The 16,862-nt window shown below is 61.6% G+C and carries 18 protein-coding genes; 4 read left to right on the forward strand and 14 right to left on the reverse strand.

The window, feature by feature from the left end; genetic code table 11:
* Positions 1-285: 285 nt before the first annotated feature.
* Together ACLH0J_RS13305 and ACLH0J_RS13310 are read left to right on the forward strand one after the other, a co-directional pair.
* A complete protein-coding gene (locus ACLH0J_RS13305; RefSeq protein WP_411392323.1) occupies positions 286-1,698 on the forward strand; it encodes an aspartate aminotransferase family protein in 1,413 nt (470 codons plus the stop codon).
* A gap of 82 nt (positions 1,699-1,780) precedes the next feature.
* The gene (locus ACLH0J_RS13310) at positions 1,781-2,002 is read left to right on the forward strand and encodes an MbtH family protein (protein WP_411392324.1); all 222 of its coding nucleotides are present in this window, start codon (positions 1,781-1,783) and stop codon (positions 2,000-2,002) included.
* A 67-nt stretch (positions 2,003-2,069) separates the two neighbouring features.
* Here the strand turns inward: ACLH0J_RS13310 and ACLH0J_RS13315 are convergent, their stop codons facing one another.
* The 7 genes from ACLH0J_RS13315 to minC form a co-directional block, all read right to left on the reverse strand.
* Complete coding sequence (locus ACLH0J_RS13315; protein WP_411392325.1) at positions 2,070-4,238, reverse strand: mechanosensitive ion channel family protein; 2,169 nt, start codon at positions 4,236-4,238, stop codon at positions 2,070-2,072.
* A 72-nt stretch (positions 4,239-4,310) separates the two neighbouring features.
* Entirely contained in the window at positions 4,311-4,478 is a 168-nt protein-coding gene (locus tag ACLH0J_RS13320) for a hypothetical protein (protein ID WP_162097538.1), read from the reverse strand.
* A 110-nt stretch (positions 4,479-4,588) separates the two neighbouring features.
* Positions 4,589-5,878 carry a M18 family aminopeptidase gene (locus ACLH0J_RS13325; RefSeq protein WP_411392326.1) on the reverse strand — a complete coding sequence of 430 codons (1,290 nt, stop codon included), beginning with the start codon at positions 5,876-5,878 and terminating at the stop codon, positions 4,589-4,591.
* 173 nt (positions 5,879-6,051) lie between these two features.
* Entirely contained in the window at positions 6,052-6,687 is a 636-nt protein-coding gene (locus tag ACLH0J_RS13330; protein ID WP_005789965.1) for an RluA family pseudouridine synthase, read from the reverse strand.
* 96 nt (positions 6,688-6,783) lie between these two features.
* Entirely contained in the window at positions 6,784-7,038 is a 255-nt protein-coding gene (gene minE / locus ACLH0J_RS13335; RefSeq protein ID WP_003175252.1) for a cell division topological specificity factor MinE, read from the reverse strand.
* A 3-nt stretch (positions 7,039-7,041) separates the two neighbouring features.
* Positions 7,042-7,854 carry a septum site-determining protein MinD gene (gene minD / locus ACLH0J_RS13340; RefSeq protein WP_010566398.1) on the reverse strand — a complete coding sequence of 271 codons (813 nt, stop codon included), beginning with the start codon at positions 7,852-7,854 and terminating at the stop codon, positions 7,042-7,044.
* Positions 7,855-8,054: 200 nt separating this feature from the next.
* Complete coding sequence (gene minC / locus ACLH0J_RS13345) at positions 8,055-8,792, reverse strand: septum site-determining protein MinC (RefSeq protein ID WP_411392327.1); 738 nt, start codon at positions 8,790-8,792, stop codon at positions 8,055-8,057.
* Between the two features lie 119 nt (positions 8,793-8,911).
* Between minC and ACLH0J_RS13350 the strand changes: the two genes are divergently transcribed.
* Both ACLH0J_RS13350 and ACLH0J_RS13355 read left to right on the forward strand, forming a co-directional pair.
* Entirely contained in the window at positions 8,912-9,847 is a 936-nt protein-coding gene (locus ACLH0J_RS13350) for a lipid A biosynthesis lauroyl acyltransferase (RefSeq protein WP_411392328.1), read from the forward strand.
* Between the two features lie 30 nt (positions 9,848-9,877).
* The gene (locus ACLH0J_RS13355; protein ID WP_411392329.1) at positions 9,878-11,020 is read left to right on the forward strand and encodes a patatin-like phospholipase family protein; all 1,143 of its coding nucleotides are present in this window, start codon (positions 9,878-9,880) and stop codon (positions 11,018-11,020) included.
* Between the two features lie 19 nt (positions 11,021-11,039).
* On the opposite strand, the gene ACLH0J_RS13360 is transcribed toward ACLH0J_RS13355, so the two are convergent.
* From ACLH0J_RS13360 to puuE, 7 genes are all read right to left on the reverse strand, one after another.
* Positions 11,040-11,825, reverse strand: a complete 786-nt coding sequence (locus ACLH0J_RS13360) for an outer membrane protein OmpK (RefSeq protein ID WP_411392330.1) — start codon at positions 11,823-11,825, stop codon at positions 11,040-11,042.
* Between the two features lie 23 nt (positions 11,826-11,848).
* Positions 11,849-12,130, reverse strand: coding sequence for a hypothetical protein (locus ACLH0J_RS13365; RefSeq protein WP_411392331.1), 282 nt, complete (start codon positions 12,128-12,130; stop codon positions 11,849-11,851).
* A gap of 76 nt (positions 12,131-12,206) precedes the next feature.
* Positions 12,207-13,496, reverse strand: coding sequence for a urate hydroxylase PuuD (locus tag ACLH0J_RS13370; protein ID WP_411392332.1), 1,290 nt, complete (start codon positions 13,494-13,496; stop codon positions 12,207-12,209).
* 51 nt (positions 13,497-13,547) lie between these two features.
* Complete coding sequence (locus ACLH0J_RS13375) at positions 13,548-14,051, reverse strand: ureidoglycolate lyase (protein ID WP_411392333.1); 504 nt, start codon at positions 14,049-14,051, stop codon at positions 13,548-13,550.
* A 120-nt stretch (positions 14,052-14,171) separates the two neighbouring features.
* The gene (alc, locus tag ACLH0J_RS13380; RefSeq protein WP_411392334.1) at positions 14,172-15,167 is read right to left on the reverse strand and encodes an allantoicase; all 996 of its coding nucleotides are present in this window, start codon (positions 15,165-15,167) and stop codon (positions 14,172-14,174) included.
* Positions 15,168-15,208: 41 nt separating this feature from the next.
* The gene (uraD, locus tag ACLH0J_RS13385) at positions 15,209-15,724 is read right to left on the reverse strand and encodes a 2-oxo-4-hydroxy-4-carboxy-5-ureidoimidazoline decarboxylase (RefSeq protein WP_411392335.1); all 516 of its coding nucleotides are present in this window, start codon (positions 15,722-15,724) and stop codon (positions 15,209-15,211) included.
* A complete protein-coding gene (puuE, locus tag ACLH0J_RS13390) occupies positions 15,721-16,647 on the reverse strand; it encodes an allantoinase PuuE (RefSeq protein WP_411392336.1) in 927 nt (308 codons plus the stop codon). Before puuE ends, uraD begins: the two co-directional genes overlap by 4 nt.
* Between the last annotated feature and the right edge of the window lie 215 nt (positions 16,648-16,862).

A 16,862-nucleotide genomic window follows, 5' to 3' on the forward strand; every position in this document is an offset into this window, starting at 1 on the left:
GTTTGATTCTCCATTGCTTCGGTACCGCCTGCCTACGACGCGACACCCACTGTAGGCGCGAGCTTGCTCGCGAAAAACGCAAGAGCAGCGCGTTAACCCAGGTTCCCCGCGTTTTCATTGACGCCCATCGCGGGCAAGCTCCGCTCCTACAAAAACGATGACAGTCCTAAATCCCCCCGACGCTTATGCGTTTCCAGAACAGGAAATCCGTGCGCATGCCCTTGGGCCAGATGCCAGCGGATCGGCAGTTTGGTCACCATCATCAGCGTATTGAGGGATCGAGAGATGTCAGTCGCTACCAGCCGTATCGAAGACGCCCAGGTGCATGTCAGCCCGGCACCTGTGGAAACGCTTTACCAGTTCGACGAAACCCCGCTGCTGGCCCGTCAGCGCCAGCAGGAGTCCAACGCCCGCAGCTACCCGCGACGCATTCCCCTGGCGCTCAAGCGGGCCAAGGGGATCTATGTGGAGGATGTGGAGGGCCGCCGTTTCATCGACTGTCTGGCCGGCGCCGGCACCCTGGCGCTGGGGCATAACCACCCGGTGGTGATCGAGGCGATCCGGCAAGTGCTCAGTGATGAACTGCCGCTGCATACCCTGGACCTGACCACGCCGGTCAAGGATCAGTTCGTGCAGGACCTGTTCGGCCTGTTGCCGGTGGAGCTGGCGCGGGAGGCCAAAATCCAGTTCTGCGGCCCCACCGGTACCGATGCGGTGGAAGCGGCGCTGAAACTGGTGCGCACTGCCACCGGACGCAGCACGGTGCTGTCGTTCCAGGGCGGTTATCACGGCATGAGCCAGGGCGCGCTGAGTCTGATGGGCAGCCTTGGGCCGAAAAAGCCCTTGGGTGCGTTGCTCGGCAATGGTGTGCAATTCCTGCCATTCCCTTACGACTACCGTTGCCCGTTCGGCCTGGGCGGCGCGGACGGTGTGCGGGTCAATCTGCATTACCTGGAAAACCTGCTCAACGACCCGGAGGCCGGGGTGTTGCCGCCGGCCGCCGTGATTGTCGAAGTGGTGCAGGGCGAGGGCGGGGTGATTCCGGCGGACCTCGACTGGCTGCGCGGCTTGCGGCGGATCACCGAGCAGGCCGGTGTGGCGTTGATCGTCGATGAAATCCAGAGCGGCTTCGGCCGCACCGGCAAGATGTTCGCCTTCGAACACGCGGGGATCATCCCGGATGTGGTGGTGATGTCCAAGGCCATCGGCGGTAGCCTGCCGTTGGCCGTGGTGGTGTATCGCAACTGGCTCGACACCTGGTTGCCGGGCGCCCATGCCGGGACCTTCCGTGGCAATCAGATGGCGATGGCGGCGGGGTCGGCGGTGATGCGCTATCTCAAGCAGCACGACCTGGCCGGCCACGCGGCGGCCATGGGCGAGCGCCTGGGTGAACACCTGCGCCTGCTGCAGCGCGACTTCCCGCACCTGGGCGATATTCGCGGTCGCGGGCTGATGCTCGGGGTGGAATTGGTGGACCCGGCCGGCACGCCCGACATCCAGGGCCACCCACCGGTGCATCGCCAGTTGGCGCCGCTGGTGCAGCGTGAATGCCTCAAGCGCGGTCTGATCCTCGAACTGGGCGGTCGGCATGGCAGCGTGGTGCGCTTCCTGCCGCCGCTGGTGATCACTGCCGCCGAATTGGACCAGGTGGCCGAGATTTTCGGTCGCGCCCTCGCTGCCGCAGTCGCCAGCCTCTAATTTTTCAGCGTCCCGCTACGTTTCTACAGATATCAGCGCTGCGCGTGGTGCGCAGCACGCCCTTGAACAACGGAGAACAGCAATGACCTCAGTATTTGACCGTGAAGACATCCTGTTTCAGGTAGTGGTCAACCATGAAGAGCAGTATTCCATCTGGCCCGACTACAAGGCCGTGCCGGACGGCTGGCGCACCGTGGGCAAGAGCGGTGTGAAGAAAGAATGCCTGGCCTACATCGAAGAAGTCTGGACTGACATGCGCCCGCTGAGCCTGCGCCAGAAGATGGACGGCGCTGCGCTCGTCTGACCCTGTGCCCACTGAGCCTGCTGTGGCGAGCGGGCTCGCCACAGACAGTCGGCTGGCCCCAGCCCCCTTAACCGTTCTTCTCTTTCTCCAACCCGCCCGCAGCCCCCGTCACCACCTGCACACTCAAGCGCGGCGTCGCCAGGTCCAGTCCCGCTTCATCCAGATGCCGTTTCAGCGACAGGTTGAACGCCCGCGACACTTCCCATTGTTTGATCGGCGCCGTCTTGAACCGCGCTCGCAGGATGGCGCTGCCGGACTCGAAGCTCTCCACGCCCTGGATCTCCAGCGGCGACCAGATATTGCGACGCTGCAGCGGGTCATGGCGCATTTTCTGGCCAACGTCGCGCATCAGCTTGATCGCGTCGTCGATTTCCATGTTGTAGGGGATCGCCACCCGGAAGATCGCGTAGCCGAATTCCCGGGAGTAGTTCTTGATGCTCTTGATTTCACTGAACGGAATGGTGTGCACGATGCCGTCGATATCGCGCAGGCGCACGGTGCGGATGGTCAGGCCCTCGACGGTGCCAAGGTGGCCGCCGACGTCGACGTAGTCATCGATGGCCAGGGAATCTTCGATGATGATGAACAGGCCGGTGATCAAGTCTGCCACCAGCGACTGCGCGCCAAAACCGATGGCCAGGCCGATGACACCGGCACCGGCCAGCAGTGGCGTGACGTTCATGCCCATATTGGCCAGGGCGACGATGGCCGCAATGATGAAGATGGTCACGAACAGCACGTTGCGAATCAGCGGCATCATGGTCTGCGCACGCGCGTTGGCCAGGCCTTTGCGCGAACGGGTGAGGGCGTGGTGGATCGCGGTGTCGCTGAGAATCCAGATCAGCCAGGCGAACAGCAAGGTCCCGGCCAGGCCGAACAGCTTGACGCTGATTTCATGGCCGTCGCCTTCGGTGAAGCGAACCAACGACAAGCCCCAGACCCGCAGCCCCAGCTCGATAAACACCAGCCACACCACCAGGTGGGCGAGGGTGTAGACAAAACTCTTCAAGCGTTCGGAGTACAGCGCATGGCGTTTGTGCCCGCGTTGCGGTTTGAGGGCATGGCGGCGCACCAGGCCGTTGATCACCATGCACAACACCAGCAACACCGTGCATAACAGTGACTGACGCAGGGCGGTGCTGGTGTCGCCGGCGGAGACAAAGGTGGCGAACAGGGAGATGCCCACCAGCAGCAGGGCCGGGATGTACCAGAAGGTGCCGATGATTTCGATCGTATCGCTGAGGGCGCGGCGGGTCAGGCGCCGAGACAGCGGCTGGTTGCGGATCAGGTGCGCAATCGGGCGGCGAAAGCGCAGGATAAACACGCCGGTGGACAACGCGGCCATGACATTGGCCACGGTTGCCGCCGTGTGCGCCAGGTGCTGGCCAAGCGCGGCGACCAGCCTGGGGTCGCTCAGGGCTTCGCCAAAGGCGGCAAAACTGCCGATCCACCACAAGGGCCGGAACGCCTGGCGCCGCAGGATATACAAGGCGTGACGGCGATGGGGCCCGTCCAGCACGGAGAATGCGATCACGCAGATCGCCGAGAAACAGGTACCGACCACCAGTGCGTAAGCCAGCACCATCGCCAGTGACTTGCCCAGGGACGAGGGCAGTACGTAGCTCAGGTACACCGTGATCACCAGCGCGATCAGCCACGGCCCCAGTTTGCGCAGGGCGAAGCGCAGCATGTCCCAGGTGCGTGGGTGTTGCGGCAGCTCATCCGGCAGACCGAAGCGCTCGCGCAGACGGTGGCTGAGCCAGATCAACGCGGCGGCCAGCAGGCTCCACACCGCCAGGATCAAGGCAAAGCCGAAGATGATCGGCAGCCATTCACTGGCCGGCATCATCAATGCACTGAGCTCATCCTTGGCCAGATCGACTTCGTCGGACCAGCGTCCCAGCGGGCTGTTGGCGCCGGAAAACTGCTGCTCCAGGTCCGACAGCGTAGTGCCGATCAGGCCGAGCACGCCTTGTTCGGCGACTGGTTGAGCCTTTTGTGTGGCGGCGCGCAGTTTTTTCAGGTCGCTCAGCAGTTGAGTGCGCTGCTGGTCGTTTTCCAGGGTCTTGATCACCTCGTCCAGGGACTGGCCGAGGGGGACGTCTGCCTGGGGTTGGGTTTTGTTGGCCGTGCCCAGCAGGCCCGTCAGGCCCACGGCCTGGGCAGAGGTGAACGGCAGCAGCGTGAGCAGAGCGATCAGGAAGCAGCAGGGCAGGGCGAAAAGACGGGAAAGCACTCAGCGGTCAACCTTGAAAACGACAGGTCGACCGAGTGTACGAGGCTGCTATGCCAGATGCGAGTGCATTTGTCATTCCGCCAGTTTGGCGAGGATCTTGAACACCACAGTGCCCAGGATCAGCAGCATGCCGACCCACATGCCGAATACGCCAAGGGGCTTGTCGCGAAAATTGAAGCCGACGGCGAGCATGATCATCCCGATCAGAATGGGGATGAGCATGGCGTGGAAAGAGGACATGGAGATCATGGGGAGGACAGCCTTGTCAGGTGATGAATAGGGGCAAGTCTAGGTCCGATGCTGGGAAATGGGGTTGATATGCATCACAAACATATCAACCCCATGCCGCATCAGGGCAGGTCGTGGCTCGCGTAGAACGCACCCAGGACCTTCACCAGGTGGGCGAGGTCATGGCTGCCGCACAGTTCACGAATGGAATGCATGGCGAACGTCGGTAGGCCGATGTCCACGGTGCGCACACCCAGGTGGCTGGCGGTGATCGGGCCGATGGTCGAGCCACAGCCCATGTCGCTGCGTACCACAAAGCTTTGCACCGGCACTTCCTGGGCCATGCACAGGTGGCGGAAGAAGCCGGCGGTTTCGCTGTTGGTGGCATAGCGCTGGTTGCTGTTGACCTTGATCACCGGGCCCGCATTGAGCTTGGGACCGTGGTTGGCGTCGTGCTTCTCGGCGTAGTTCGGGTGTACGCCGTGGGCGTTGTCGGCCGATACCAACAGGGATTTCTGAATCGTGCGTACGAATTCATCACCTTCGGGCAACAGGCGCCGCAGGGTCTGTTCCAGCATCGGGCCGTCGGCACCGCAGGCCGAGCAGGAACCGACTTCTTCGTGGTCGTTGCACACCAGCACGCAGGTTTCATCGCTTTCGCTGGTGAGCAGGGCTTGCAGGCCGGCATAGCACGACAACAGGTTGTCCAGGCGTGCGCCGGCGATGAAGTCGCCGTTGAGGCCAATCACGGCGGCGGCCTGGGTGTCGTAGAAGCTCAGCTCGTAGTCGAGCACCACGTCGGCGTTCAGCCCATGCTCGCGTGCCAGTTGCTCGGTGAGCACGGCGCGGAAGTCCACGCGCTCGTCACCGGCAAATTGCGCGAGGATCGGCGGCAGTTCGGTCTGCGCGTTGATTGCCCAGCCCTGGTTGGCTTCACGGTTCAGGTGAATGGCCAGGTTGGGGATGATGGCGATGGGCAGCTTGAAGTCGATCAGTTGGCTTTCGACCTTGCCGTCGCGGCGGAACGTGACGCGGCCGGCCAGGGACAGGTCGCGGTCGAACCACGGCGCCAGCAGCGCACCGCCGTAGACTTCCACGCCCAATTGCCAGAAGCCCTGGCGCTGCAGCTCCGGCTGGGGCTTGACCCGCAGGCACGGGCTGTCGGTATGGGCGCCGACCAGGCGAATACCACCTTGCAGCGGCGAGTGACGGCCGAGCTTGAAGGCGATGATCGAGGAGTCGTTGCGGGTCACGTAGTAGCGACCGTTGGCTTCGGTGGTCCAGGTTTCGCGCTCGTCAAGGCGCTGGAAACCGGCTGCTTCGAGGCGCTGGGCCAGGGCGGCAGTGGCATGAAAAGGAGTAGGGGAGGCCTTGAGGAAGTCGATCAGGCCTTGATTCAACGCTTCGCGCATAAATAGCTCCAGACAGCAGTGCGCGGAGTTTACCGTTCGATGGCAAGAAGTGCACAGAACAAATGTGGGAGGGGGTTTGCTCCCGATTACAGTGGTTCAGTCAAAAAATACAGTGACTGAGCCTCCGCCATCGGGAGCAAGCCGCCTCCCATATGTTGATGGTATTGCCAGCTTTAGAAGGGCGCCGGGCACTCGAAGCGCAGCCGCTCGCCGCTTTGCGGGTGGGTGAAGCTCAGCATGCTCGCGTGCAGGCACAGGCGCGGCCAGGCGGCCAGGGCTTGTTCATGGGCGTACAGGCCGTCGCCCAGCAGCGGATGGCCGATGGAAAGCATGTGGACACGCAACTGGTGCGAGCGCCCGGTGATCGGCGTCAGCTCGACGCGGCACCAGTCGCCGCAACGTTCCAGCACCTTCCAGAAGGTCAGCGCATGCTTGCCGAATTCGTGGTCCACCACGTGGCGCGGCTTGGTCGGCGGGTCGTAGCGCAGGGGCAGGTCGATGCTGCCGCTGTCCAGTTCCGGTTGACCCCAGGCCAGGGCGGTGTAGGCCTTTTCGGTTTCACGGTCATGAAACTGGCGGGACAGTTCGCGATGGGTATCGGCATCGCGGGCCAGCAGGATGATTCCCGAGGTTTCCCAGTCCAGGCGATGGACGATGCGGGCTTCGGGGTAGCCGTTTTCCTGCAGGCGTGTGATCAGGCAGTCCTTGTTGTCGTCGGCGCGGCCAGGCACCGAAAGCAGCAAAGTCGGCTTGTTCACTACCAGGACAGCGTCGTCCTGATGAAGGATATGGATGTTGGACAACGGCATTAAACAGCCTCGTAACAAACGCCAACGGCGGCTCGCCCACCCGGCTCCCGTTAAGGGATCAAGGTGAACGAGCCGCCGTGGCAGCCGCCTGGTCGATCAACGATCAGGCAGGGTGATATTGAGTTCCAGAATCGAGCAACTGCCGTCGTTTTCCAGAGCGACATGCACGTCATCGTTGCCGATATTGACGTACTTGCGGATCACTTCGACCAGTTCCTTCTGCAAGGCTGGCAGGTAGTCCGGGGTGCTGCGTTGGCCGCGTTCGTGCGCCACGATGATCTGTAGACGCTCTTTCGCTACCGACGCGGTACTTGGCTTTTTGTTGGCGCGAAAGAAGTCGAGAAATTTCATTGTTTAGTTGCCTCCAAAGATACGCTCGAAGAATCCCTTCTTCTTAACATCGAGGAAGCGATGTTCCACGGTCTTGCCCAGCAAGCGATCGACCGCATCGCTGTACGCCTGGCCGGCGTCGCTCTGGTCGTCGAGGATCACCGGGACGCCCTGGTTGGATGCCTTCAGGACGGCCTGGGATTCCGGGATCACGCCCAGCAGGGTCACCGCGAGGATTTCCTTGACGTCTTCAACGCCGAGCATTTCGCCGTTGCTGACGCGCTCAGGGTTGTAACGGGTGAGCAGCAGGTGTTCCTTGATCGGCTCTTCGCCTTTCTCGGCGCGCTGGGACTTGCTGGCCAGCAGGCCGAGCATACGGTCCGAGTCACGTACCGAGGACACTTCCGGGTTGGTCACCACGATGGCTTCATCGGCGAAGTACATTGCCAGGTGAGCACCGGTTTCGATACCGGCCGGGGAGTCGCAGACCACGTATTCGAAGGTTTCTTTCAGTTCAGCGAGGACTTTGCCTACGCCTTCCTTGGTCAGCGCGTCTTTGTCACGGGTCTGGCTGGCGGCCAGCACGTACAGGTTTTCAAGGCGCTTGTCCTTGATCAGGGCCTGTTGCAGGTTGGCTTCGCCGTTGACCACGTTGACGAAGTCATACACCACGCGGCGTTCGCAGCCCATGATCAGGTCGAGGTTACGCAAACCGACGTCGAAGTCGACGATGACTGTTTTGTGGCCGCGCAGAGCGAGGCCGGTACCGATAGCGGCGCTGGTGGTGGTCTTACCCACACCACCCTTGCCGGATGTAACCACGAGAATCTTGGCCAAGGTGTTTCACCCCTAAGGAAAAAGGACTTTCAGTCCCTGAAAAACATCTCTTGGAACTCGCCGCAGGCGGACAGCCTTCGTAGGAAAAAGATGTGGTTTCCATGGGGGAAACGCCAACTTCCAATTATTCCTACGCAAGTCTTGCCGGTTTCGCTGTGCTATCAGAGTTTAGAGATGCTTGGAAAATGCGGCAGTATCCGTTAAAGACGGATGATGTTCAACACATCGCCCGACAGGCTGACCTGCACCCCGGCCCCCCACAGCGGGTCACGGCGCAAATCTTCGGAAACCTTGTACTGGCCTGCGATGGATACGAGTTCAGCGGTCAACTGCTGGCAAAAAATACGCGCCTTGGTATCACCCTTGATGCCGGCGAGTGCACGCCCGCGCATCGGGCCGTATACATGGATGTTGCCATCGGCGAGAAGTTCCGCGCCGGGGCTGACCGAGGAGACTACAACCAGGTCGCCGCCCTGGGCGTAAATCTGCTGTCCACCGCGTACGGGCGTGGTGATGATCTTTGTAGGCTTGATCGTCGGCTCCGGCGGTTTTTCCGGTTTTTTCTTCACTTCTCCGACCAAAGGATCAAGGGGACGCTCGCGCGCGCCCGACGGCGGCAATACTGGCAGTTCAATGGCGATGGCGGCGGCAATGTCTTCGATACGGCTGGCGCGAATCGCCAGGGTGCGCAGGCCATGGGAGCGGCACACGCGCATCAGCGCGGGCAGGTCGACGGCGCCCTGGCCGGCCGGCAGTTTGTCCAGGGCCAGCACCAGCGGGGCATTATTGAAGAAGTTCGGCGCGAGGGCGACCTTGGCGGCGAGCTGGCGGTCCAGGGCGTCGAGGTCGTTGCGGGCCAGTTCCAGCACGGTGATGGCGAGCATGCTGCCTTTTAGCTGGAACACGGGATCTTGGTCTAGCGGTTCGGTTTGGCTCATGGTCGGCAAAAGCGGCTTGTCACGAAAAGTGTCGAGACTTATAACGAGAACATCCACTGGCCGCAAGCCGAGTCGAACCGTTGTAGAATGCGCGGCCCTTGTCTTTACCGGAATCTGTAATGGATCGCCCGCGTTTTCGAGCTGTATTTCTTCATCCGCGTTTTTGGCTGTTATGGCTGGGACTCGGCCTCCTGTGGCTGGTGACCCAACTGCCGTACCGTGCACTGCTGACCATTGGTCGTCTGCTCGGTGCCGGCATGTACCGTGTGGCCGGTGAACGTCGCCGCATCGCCGCGCGAAACCTGGAGTTGTGCTTCCCGGAAAAATCCGCCCAGGAACGTCAGCGCTTGCTCAAGGAAAACTTCGCCTCCACCGGGATCGCCTTTTTTGAAATGGCCATGAGTTGGTGGTGGCCCAAGCCGCGCCTGGCGCGCCTGGCCCATGTCGAAGGCCTCGAACACCTCAAGCAGGCCGAATCGGATGGCAAGGGCGTGATCCTCATGGCCCTGCACTTCACCACCCTGGAAATCGGCGCCGCCCTGCTGGGGCAGAAGCACACCATTGATGGCATGTACCGCGAGCACGGCAACCCGTTGTTCGACTATATCCAGCGCCGTGGCCGCGAGCGCCACAACCTCGATTCCCTCGCCGTGGAGCGTGAAGACGTGCGCGGCATGCTCAAGCTGCTGCGCGCCGGCCGCGCCATCTGGTACGCACCCGACCAGGATTACGGCGCCAAGCAAAGTATCTTCGTGCCGCTGTTCGGCATCCAGGCCGCCACCGTGACGGCCACCAGCAAGTTTGCGCGCTTGGGCAAGGCGTTGGTGGTGCCGTTCACCCAGGAGCGCCTGGCCGACGGCCGCGGTTACCGCCTGGTGATCCATCCGCCGTTGACCGACTTTCCCGGCGAGAGCGATGAAGTTGATTGCCTGCGCATCAACAGGTGGGTCGAAGCCTCGGTGCGCGAATGCCCCGAGCAATACCTGTGGACCCACCGCCGCTTCAAGAGCCGGCCGCCGGGTGAACCCAAGCTGTACGAAAAACGCCGTCGATAAGACTGACCTTTCCCAACACGGAGTGATGCAATGCGCCCAGCTGAACCGGTGACAGGTTTGATTCTTTCCGGCGGCGGGGCGCGAGCGGCGTATCAGGTGGGGGTATTGGCGGCGATTGCGGAACTGTTGCCGCCGGGGGCGCCCAATCCGTTCCCGGTGATCGTCGGCACCTCGGCCGGGGCGATCAATGCGGTGACCCTGGCCAGCGGCGCCATGGACTTCACCGCCGCCATCGAACGTCTCACCGCCTTCTGGCAGAGCTTTCGCAGCCATCTGGTATTGCGCAGCGATTGGCCGGGGGTGATTCACCAGGCGAGCCGCTTCTGTCTCCACAGCCTGCTGGGCCTGGGCGCACGCGTCCCGGTGGCCTTGCTCGACAGCTCGCCGTTGCGCGAGTTGTTGCAGGAACGCTTGAACCTGGACGGTATCGACGAAGCGATCCGCCGTCAGCATTTGCATGCGGTGGCGGTGACCGCCTTCGGTTACGAATCCGGGCAGGCGGTGACGTTCTATCAAGGCGGCGGCGCCATCGCCCCCTGGTTGCGCCATCGTCGCATCGGGGTGCCCACCCAACTGACGGTTGAGCACCTGTTGGCCAGTTCGGCGATCCCCTTGCTGTTTGCCCCGGTGAAACTCGACGTGGAGTATTTCGGTGACGGCGCCGTGCGGCAATCGGCGCCCATCAGCCCGGCCTTGCACCTGGGGGCCACCCGCGTGCTGGTGGTCGGTGTCAGCGGCAACCCACGCGGCAATGAGCCGACGGCGCAACGCAGCTACACCGGCCAGCAGCCGACCTTGGCGCAGATCGGCGGGCATATGCTCAACAGTACGTTCATTGACAGCCTGGAAAGTGATATCGAGCTGCTGGAACGCCTGAACCAGTTCAGCCATTTTCAGCCGGCCGACAGCGCGGCCCGAGGCCTGGCACCAGTGGACGTGCTGGTGATTGCACCGAGCCAGCCGATCGACGAAATCGCCGCGCGCCATCGGCAGGAATTGCCGGCGGCGTTGCGTTTGTTTTTACGTGGGCCAGGGGCGACCAAGACGAGCGGGGCGGGGGTGTTGAGTTACTTGTTGTTCGAGGCGGGGTATTGCAGCGAGTTGATTGAATTGGGACGGCGCGATGCGTTGGCCAAGCGCGAGGAAATAACCCGCTTCCTCGGCCTGGCGTAATCGCACTACAGGTGACGCGTCAGAAGTGGTACTTGACCAGGAAACTCGCCGTATCCTGGTTGGTCTTGAACGCGCCGGAATCCTCGATCCCGTATTTGTTCTTCCAGTAGTCGTATTCGAAACCGACATACAGTTGTTTCTCGCCCCAGTTCAGCGCCTTGCCCAAGTCGTATTTAACTTGCGGGTTGAAGTGCAGGTTGGCGTGGTAAGTGCCACGGGCGTTCTTGTCGTTGTCTACCACCCAGTCCATGTAGCCGTCGATCAGGATATTGGAGTTGCCCACCGGCAGGGTGTACGACCACACCGGGGTGATCTGCCATACGCCGTCACCCGCACGATTGCCTTCGGTCTGGCGCTGGTAGAAGTTCAACTGGAAGTAATCGAAACCAGGGATGTTCAAATCAAAACCCGGACCCACCAGGTAGGACTCGTTATCGCCTTCGCCGAACTCGTAAGTGAAGGCCAGCAATACGTCTTTGATCGGGCCGAAGGACAGGTCCTTGTCCAGAATTTTGCCGAATGATAACCGTGGGCTGAACTCGCCGTAGTACGTGTCCGGACCGGCGTTGCCGTCTTCCTTGCCGTTATAGAAGATGCGGTCGAAGAAGAAGAAGTTGTCGCCATACTTCCACGCGTCGGCATGTTCGAATGTGACGGTTTGCTGGATCTGCGGGTTGACGGTGAAGCTCTTGCCCCACAAGTACGTGAGGCTGTTGTTTTGCCACTGCAACAAGTCTCCAGCCACAGCCTGCCCACCGGCCAGCAGGGTTCCTGCCAGCATCAGGCCTTTGAACATAGGTTTCATTCGGTTGCTCCCGAGTTAAAGTTTTATGGTTTTTTTTCTACGCCGACGCTCTGGTGTGGCGCCTTTTGGTGTGCTGCAAAAATCGTCTGTTCGGTCAGCTTTAATGCTTTTAGCAAGAGCTGCGCCAAGGTGTTTAAAAAGCCAAAAAATTCCCGTCGGCTGCCGGGGATGCAGCCGAATTCGGAGGACTTTTGCGCACGTCGGAGGCCGCTGTAGGGCTGGGATAAGTTGGCCTTACAGTCAGTTTTTACATGGGCTGTTTTTTTTGAGTCGATTCGAGCGGGCGCGGAGAATACTGGCTCCAACGCCTTGGCTCAAGTGCGCTGTTAGAGAGCGCGTAGGGCAAGAATGGGGCACGGCAGGTGGCCGGCCCCGGGCGATCTAATTGGTGCGCGCGCCCTGGTTGATCCAGGTGCCAATCAAATCGCGTTCCTGCTGGGTCATTTGGGTGATGTTGCCCAGCGGCATGATCTGGCTGGCCACGGCCTGGGCCTGAATCCGCGCGGCCTGCTGCTGGATCTGCGCCGGTGTATCGAACATCACCCCGGCCGGTGCGGTGCTGAACAACGGGCTGGTGGGCTTGGCCGAATGGCACACGGCACAGCGCTCCTGGATCACCCCATGCACTTTTTCAAAATCGATGGTTGCCTGGGCGGGTGCCGCTGCAGGTTGCGCTGGCGGCGTTGCGGGCGCTGCGGGTTTCAATCCTCCCCCCTGCGCGGTCTCCGGCAACGGCTGGTACTCGATGGCCGCCGGAGCCTTGGCGACGGGCTCCACCGGTTTGGGCCCGGTCACATACGCCAGGGAAATCATGGCCAAGGCGCCCACCGGCAGGGTCCACGCATACTTCTGGCTGTTATGCCGGGTATTGAAGTAATGCCGCACCAGCACCGCCGCTACGGCGATCCCCGCGAGGATCAGCCAGTTGTATGGGCTGCCGTAGGTGCTCGGGAAGTGGTTGCTGATCATGATGAACAGCACCGGCAAGGTGAAGTAGTTGTTGTGCCGCGAACGCAACAAGCCCTTGGCCGGCAGCGCCGGATCGGGTGTGCGGTTCTCGGCGATGGCCGCCACCAGCGCGCGTTGCGCCGGCATGATGATGCGGAACACGTTGCCCACCATGATGGTGCCGATTATCGCCCCCACATGCAGGTACGCGCCGCGGCCGCTGAACACTTTGCTGAAGCCGTACGCGGCGGCAATCAATAGCACGAACAGGATCAGGCCGAGCAGGGCCGGGCGCTTGCCCAGGGCCGAGTCGCAGAGCAAGGAGTAGATGAACCAGCCGGCGAACAGCGAGCCGAGGCCCAGCAATACGCCTTCGGTGCCGCTCAGGCTGCTGCCGGGTGCGAGCAGGTACAGCGTCGGGTTGAGGTAGAACACCACGCACAGCAGCGCGACGCCCGACATCCAGGTGAAATAGGCCTCCCATTTGAACCAGTGCAGGTTGTCCGGCATGGTCGGCGGGGCCAGTTTGTATTTCTCCAGGTGGTAGATACCGCCACCGTGGATCGCCCACAAGTCACCGGCCAGGCCGTTCTTGGGGTTGACGCGATTGAGGTTGTTTTCCAGCCAGACGAAGTAGAACGACGCGCCGATCCAGGCCACGCCGGTGATCATGTGAACCCAGCGCACGCTGAGGTTCAGCCATTCCAACAGATGTGCTTCCACAGTCTTTACCTCTCGCCTGTCACCCTTGTTGTCGGGTGATCCGGCCTTCTCTTATTGGTGGGGGGCGAGGATCAACCGCTCATCCTCTTTGAAAAAATGCTCATCGCAGTTATTGCCTGTGCCACTGCGATCAACCACCAGGAAGTCATCCCGCTTTTCGATCGTCAGCACCGGGTGGTGCCAGACGCCGCGATGGTAATTAATGCCCTGCCTGCCGTTGGTGACGAAGGCGCGGACCAAGCCTGATACAGGTGCATCGCCAAGTGGCGCGACCACGATCAGAAAGGGGTTGCCGAGCAGCGGAATGAAGGCCTGGCTGCCCAGCGGGTGTCGTTCCAGCATGCACACGGTCAGTGGCATTTCCAGCGCGTCGGCGCGGAAGATGCTGATGATCGCGTGGTCTTGCAGCAGGGCGGTTTCCACCGTTGCCAGCTTGTGAAAGCGCATGGTCGATCCGTTGTTGATCATGAAGTGATCGCTGCCGTCGGTTTCGATCACGTCACCGAAGGGGGCGAAGGCTTCTTTGGTCAGGGGTTCGATCATCAGTGTGCGCATGGCTGGCTTCTTATCCGGATTCAGTGTTGTTGGATCTATCGCTATCGCGGGCAAGCCCGCTCCCCCAGGGGAATGCATTCCAAATGTGGGAGCGGGCTTGCCCGCGATGGGGTTCACCGCTTACTTGGCGACTTTGCCCAGGACCCGCAGGCGGCTCACACCGCCGTCGGGGAATACGTTCAGGCGGATGTGGGTGATCGGCCCCAGCGCCTTGATCTGTTCGGCAAAGGTGTGTTCGGCGTGCATTTCCAGCTTCTGCGCCGGCAGCAGTTCGCGCCAGAACAGCGATTGGGTTTCGATCTGGCTGTCGGTGCCGCCTTTGACGAAGGCGCCCTGGATCGAGCAGGTGTCCGGGTAGTTGCCCTTGAAGTGCAGGGTGTCGACGATGACTTTCTCGATCTCGCCCGCATGCCCCAGCGCGACGATCACCCAGTCATTGCCCGGCGTCCGGCGACGTGCGGTTTCCCAGCCATCGCCCATGTTGATGCCACGGCCAGGGTTGAGGATGTTGCTCATGCGGCCGAAGTGTTCGTCGGAGCAGGCCAGGGCGCGGCCGCCGTTCAAGGCGGCAGCCAGGTCGATCTGTTCGTTGTCGCCCACCGCAGACCAGTCGCGGAACGGCACGCCATACACGCGCAAGCGGGCCACGCCGCCATCCGGGTAGATGTTGAAGCGCAGGTGACTGAATGCCTGGTCGTTGTTGATCTCGTGGTAGTGGTGGCTGTTGCCCTGCAGCTCGACGGCCGACAGCACTTCCACCCACTGGGTGGTGTCATCCGGCTCGCCCGAGGCCAGGAAGCAGGCTTCCAGGGACGCCGACGGCGGGTAGTTGCCGGTGAAGAATGACGTGTCGATGTCCACGCCCTTGATCGAGCCCGGCACGCCCAGGCGGATCACTGCGCTGTCGTAGCCTTCGAAGCGTTTGCGGCGCGACTCCCAGCCGTCCATCCACTTGCCGTTGTCATCGAAAACGCCCTCCTTCCACACGGCCGGGGTCGGCTGGAACAGGCGATTGGCGTCGGCGAACCAGTCATCGGTCACCGAGATGATTTTGGTGCCGAGGCGGGCGTCGGCGAGGTTGACGAACTTCTCGAAAGGTACGGCGTGAGCTTTCATTCTTCTTGTCTGCCTTGGATAAAGTGGCTGGGGATGGTCGTTTAGAGGGTCAGTAAGCGGAACAGCGCGATCTTGTTGATCTCGGCCAGCGCGCAGTGGAACTCGGTGTCCGCCGCGTTGTGGAGGCGTGTCTCGAACGCTGCGAGGATCTGATGCCGGTTGCTGCCTTTTACCGCCATGATGAAGGGAAACGTGAACTTGGCCTTGTAGGCCGCGTTCAGCTCGGTGAAGCGTGAGAACTCTTCGGCCGTGCATTGGTGAATCCCCGCGCCAGCTTGCTCATCGGTGCTGGCTTGGGTGAGTTGGCCCTGGACGGCGGCTTTACCGGCCAGGTCCGGGTGAGCGTTGATCAGCGCCAGTTGCCGGGCGTGATCGGCGCGGAGCAGGATATCGCTCATGCGCTGGTGCAGGGTTTCGATCTGGTCGAGCGATGCGTCCTGGCCCAGGTCGTAGGCCTTTTCGGCGACCCATGGCGAATGTTCGTAGATGTCGGCGAAGGCGTTGACGAACTCATCGCGGCTCAGGCTCGACGGTTTCAAGGTCTGGAACGCGGTCACTTGGCGGCCTCCGGGTACGGATGGGTGGCGTGCCAGTGGCGTGCAATGTCGACGCGACGGGTGAACCACACGTGTTCATGGCCCTTGGCGTATTCGAGAAAACGCTTCAACGCGGCCAGGCGCGCCGGGCGGCCGATCAGGCGGCAATGCAGGCCGATGGACAGCATCTTCGGCGCGTCGGCGCCTTCGGCATACAGCACGTCGAACGCGTCCTTGAGGTACTCGAAAAAGTCGTCGCCCTTGTTGAAACCCTGCACTTGGGTGAAGCGCATGTCGTTGGTGTCCAGGGTGTAGGGGATCACCAGGTGCGGCTTGCCGGTGGGGTTGTTGGGTTCCCAGTAGGGCAGGTCGTCGTCATAGGTGTCGCAGTCATACAGGAAACCGCCTTCCTCCATCACCAGCCGCCGGGTGTTGGGGCCGGTGCGCCCGGTGTACCAGCCCAGCGGGCGTTCGCCGGTGAGTTCGGTGAGGATGCGGATGGCTTCGAGCATGTGCTCGCGCTCCTGGGCCTCGTCCATGTACTGGTAGTCGATCCAGCGGTAGCCGTGGCTGCAGATCTCGTGGCCGGCGGCAACCATGGCGCGGATCACATCCGGGTGGCGCTGGGCGGCCATGGCCACGGCGAAGATGGTCAGCGGGATATCGAATTGTTTGAACAGCTTGAGGATGCGCCACACGCCGGCACGGCTGCCGTATTCATACAGCGATTCCATGCTCATGTTGCGCTCGCCCTGCAACGGCTGGGCGGAGACCATTTCCGAGAGAAAGGCTTCGGACTCTTTGTCGCCATGCAGGATGTTGCGTTCGCCGCCTTCTTCGTAGTTGAGGACGAACGACAAGGCGATGCGCGCATTGCCAGGCCAGTGGGGGTGAGGAGGGTTACTGCCGTAACCGATCAGGTCGCGTGGGTAGTCAGCGCTCACTGCAGTCTTCCTTCTTGTGCGTGGTAGCAAGTGTGTGGCGGCCAGCGGAAAGACTGGGTGGCGTCACAGCGATGGGCTGATTGTATACAACTTATTGGCAACATTGTAAGCCCGAATTTCTGCATTTTTTCTGAACGGTGGGTGCTTAACCCCTAGCAAGAAACCTGCCTGACTGGTCAGCTAAATTAAAATAAATCCTCGCCGGTTCTTTGTAG

It is taken from the genome of Pseudomonas sp. MPB23 (assembly GCF_046605395.1).
Lineage (GTDB): Bacteria > Pseudomonadota > Gammaproteobacteria > Pseudomonadales > Pseudomonadaceae > Aquipseudomonas.